This window comes from Streptomyces sp. E2N166, from assembly GCF_003671715.1.
GTDB lineage: Bacteria > Actinomycetota > Actinomycetes > Streptomycetales > Streptomycetaceae > Streptomyces > Streptomyces thinghirensis.
In genome coordinates, this window is record NZ_RAIF01000012.1 from 1,390,397 (window position 1) to 1,394,410 (window position 4,014).

General features: G+C 73.8%; 2 protein-coding genes and 1 pseudogene. 2 read left to right on the forward strand and 1 reads right to left on the reverse strand.

Annotated features, from left to right (window positions below):
- Positions 1-1,787: CDP-glycerol glycerophosphotransferase family protein (locus EBH09_RS14090; protein WP_153182659.1), on the forward strand; the 1,787-nt coding region annotated here is incomplete at its 5' end.
- A complete protein-coding gene (locus tag EBH09_RS14095) occupies positions 1,784-3,475 on the forward strand; it encodes a glycosyltransferase family 2 protein (RefSeq protein WP_121747272.1) in 1,692 nt (563 codons plus the stop codon). The genes EBH09_RS14090 and EBH09_RS14095, both read left to right, overlap by 4 nt.
- Before the next feature lie 33 nt (positions 3,476-3,508).
- On the opposite strand, the pseudogene EBH09_RS14100 reads toward EBH09_RS14095, so the two are convergent.
- A pseudogene (locus EBH09_RS14100) lies at positions 3,509-4,014 on the reverse strand (hypothetical protein); the annotation flags it as partial.

The following is a 4,014-nucleotide window of genomic DNA, read 5'->3' on the forward strand; positions in this document are numbered from 1 at the left end:
TCGTCGAGGGCGAGGTCGGCGCGGCCCGCGCGGCGCTGCTCGGACTGACCCCGCTGCTCGGCAACCGGGCCGTGCGCGCCGGCTTCTGGCGGGCCCACGAGCGCCTCCTCACCACCGACGACGAGCCCTTCGCCGCGTACGCCGCCCTGCTGCTCGCCGACCGCGTCGCCTGTCTGCCCCACCCGGCGTACGAGGAGCGCCGGCTGCGCCCCGAGAGCCTGCCGCCGGTCACGCCGAAGCAGCGCTACGCCCTGGTCGAGCGCTACGAGACGCTCCTCGACCTGGCCGCCGGCCGCCCGGCCGTCCACACCGTCCTGTACGACCTGATGGTCCGCGACTTCCTGCGCACCTTCATCCGCGCCGGAATGCCGGACGACGTGGCGCGGGAGTTCTTCCACCGGGCGTCCCTGGCCGCCCGGCGCCACCGCCCCGAAGGCCATCGGCGCCCGGCCGGCCTCGAAGGCGTACGCCGGTCGCTGCTGGAGCAGGACGCCCGCGCCAAGTACCGCGCGCTCCAGGCCGCCAACCGTACGCGCCGCAGGGTGCGGTCGGCGGCGCGCACCGGCAGGCACCGGGCCGGAACGCGCCTGCGCGCCCTCCAGTACCGCCGGGCGCTCGCCGAGCCGGTCGACCCGCACCTCGCCGTCTTCTCGGCGTACTGGGCCCGCGGCGTGGCCTGCAGCCCGGCCGCCATCGCCGCCAAGCTCGCGGAACTCGCGCCGAGCGTCCACCCGGTGTGGGTGGTCACCGCCCCGGGCGCGGCCCTGCTGCCGCCCGGCACCGACCACGTCGTGCCCGGCACCCGCCGCTACTGGGAGGTGCTGGCGCGCGCCAAGTACCTCGTCAACAACGTCAACTTCCCGGACGCGGTCGTCAAACGTCCCGGCACCGTGCACCTCCAGACCCACCACGGCACCCCGCTCAAGCGCATGGGCCTGGACCAGATGCCGTACCCCGCCGCCGCCCGGGGCCTGGACTTCCAGGCGCTGCTGGAGCGCGTCGACAAGTGGGACTACAGCGTCTCGGCCAACAGCCACTCAACCCGGATGTGGCAACGGGCGTACCCGTCCCGCCACACCTCCCTCGACCACGGCTATCCGCGCAACGACGTCTACTACACCGCCGGCGCCGCCGACGTCCGCGCGGTCCGCGAACGCCTGGGCATCGCGCCCGGCCACCGGGCGATCCTCTACGCGCCCACCCACCGCGACTACGAGGCCGGCTGGACCCCGCGCCTGGACCTCGCCGCCCTCGCCGACCGACTCGGCGAGGAAACGATCCTGCTGGTGCGCGCCCACTACTTCTACGAGACCGCCACCTCTCCGCTGGCGGGCCTGCGCCGCACCGGCCGGATCATCGACGTGTCCTCCTACGACCCCGTCGAGGAGCTGTGCCTGGCCGCCGACGCGCTGGTCACGGACTACTCGTCGATCATGTTCGACTACGCCAACCTCGACCGCCCGATCGTGATCCACGCCGACGACTGGGAGACGTACCGCACCACCCGGGGCGTCTACTTCGACCTGATGGCCGAGGCCCCGGGCCCGGTCGCCCGCGACCAGGCGGCGCTGACGGACATCCTCACCACGGACGCCTGGCGCGACGAACGCGCGGCGAAGGCGCGGGCCGCCTTCCGGCGCCGGTTCTGCGAGTACGACGACGGCCGCGCCGCCGAACGCGTCGTACGCCGGGTCTTCCTCGGCGAGGACGAACGGACGCTGCCCCCCGTACTGCCGGTCGAGGAGCGCACCCCGGCACCGAGCCCCGAGGAGGCGACCACGTCATGAGCACGTCCATGACCACTTCCGCGAGCACGCCGGACGTCACCGTCACGGTCATCGTCTACAACGACGCCGAACGCCTCCCCCGCGCGGTCGCGTCCGCCCTGCGCCAGACCCACGCCAACATCGAGGTCGTCATCAGCGACGACCACTCGACGGACGCGACCGAGGACGTGGCCCGCGGACTCGCCGCCCGCGACCCCCGCGTCGTATACCTGCGCCTGCCCGAGAACAGCGGCGGCTGCAGCGCCCCGCGCAACCGCGCCCTGGAGATCGCGCGGGCTCCGTACCTGATGTTCCTGGACAGCGACGACGAACTCCCCGAGCGCGCCGTCGAGGTCCTGCTCGCCGCCCACCGCGAACGCGACATCGACTTCGCGATGGGCGCGGTGCACCGGATACGCGTGGACGGCGGACGCCGTACGACGTGGATGCCGCACCTGGTCGCCGAGCGCCGCACCCTCGACGGCATCGAGGCCGACCCGCGGCTGTTCTTCGAGCACCTGTCGACCAGCAAGATGTACGCCCGCGCCTTCCTCGACCGGCACGACCTGCGCTTCCCCGAGGGCATCCACTACGAGGACCAGCTCTTCTCGGCGCAGGCGTACTGCCTGGCCAAAACGTTCACCGTCGTCCCCGAGCCGGTCTACCGCTGGTACGTCGCCCCGTACGCCGCCTCCGAGACGGCCTCCATATCCAACCAGCGGCACAAGCTGACCAACGTCCGCGACCGCGTCCACGTGCAGCGCCTCATCGACGCGTTCCTGGCCGAGAGCGGGCACGTGTCATTGCGCGAGGAGAAGGACTTCAAGTTCCTCAAGCACGACTTCCGGATGTACGCCGGTGACCTGCCGTACCGGGACGACGCGTGGCTCGCGTCCTTCGCGGACATCGTGACCCCCTACCTCGACACGCTGACCCCGGGCGCCTACGCCCGACTCCCCCGCGCCGAACGGATCGTCCTCCAACTGGTCCGCGACCGCCGCCTGTCCGACGTACGCCTCGCCGCCCGGGGCCTCGGTCACGACGTCGCCCCGCGCCGGACCACACCGGACCCGGCGGACGGCCGCACCTACTGGGGCGAGGAGATCCCGCACTCCGAATTGGCCCGCCGCGAACTCGACCTGACGGACCTGGACCTGGACACCCGCCCGTTCTTCACCGCCCAGCTCCGCCACGAGGTGACCAAGATCGAGCGGGGCCCCGGCGCCTCGATGGACCTGACCGTCCGCACCTACGACCCGGCCCTGCGCCTACCGGTCGGCCCCCAGCGCGCCACCCTCCACCTCTCACCCGGCCGTCGCCGCCTCGCGGTCCCCTTCCGCCTCTGCCCCGTCCGCCCCGGCGTCTTCGAGGGCCACCTGCGCCTGGACCTGGCGTCGGCCCGCCTCCCCCTCCAGGGCTTCGAGGGCGTCCGCCACCCCGTACTCCGCCTCCGCCACCAGGGCCAGACCCACACGGGCATCCTCCTGGCCCCGCTCGCCCTCACCCCCTTCACCGCCCGGGTCCCCTACCACTCGGGCGCCTTGCCCCACCGGGTCACGGTGGAACCCGAGGGCCACAACCCGGGCCGGCTCCAGATCCGCTGGCAGCCGGTGGGCCCGGCGGCGGCGCTCATCCACCCGGCGGTACGCCGCCTGGCCACGCCACGTGTGAAGCGGGCGGTCCGCCTGGCTGCGAGCGTCCTGCGCTGAGCCCGCCCGCGGCACCCCGCCCCCGCCCGGCGCTCACCCCACCACCTCGTAGAGGATCTGCCCGTCCGGCCCACGCGTCACCACCCGCAGCCCCTCGGCCTCCCGGAGCCCGTCCCCCCGGTCCACCACCCACCGCACCCCGTACTCCCGCACGATCCCGCGCCGCACACCGCCGGCCGCCCCCTCGGAGAAGTACGTCCGCGCCGCCGCCACCCGCTCCTCCTCGTCCCGCAGGAAGAAGTCGGGATACCCGGGAGCCACGGTGTACGGCCCGTAGGCCGGAATCTGCCGCGACGGAATCCTCCTCGCCATGACCACGTCCCCGTACCCCACCCACGGCGTGATCCAGTGGTACCCCGTCCAGGGCTCCCGGTACTTCGCCTCGACCACTCCCGGCAGCAGCCCCCGGTCCACCACGTACCCGAGCGTCCCCGCCTGCGCCCACGCCCCCACGACCAGCGCCGCGCCCAGCACGCACGCCCATCCGGCCCGCACCGCCCGCCGCCCGGCCTCCACCACCTCCAGCGCCACCGCGAGCT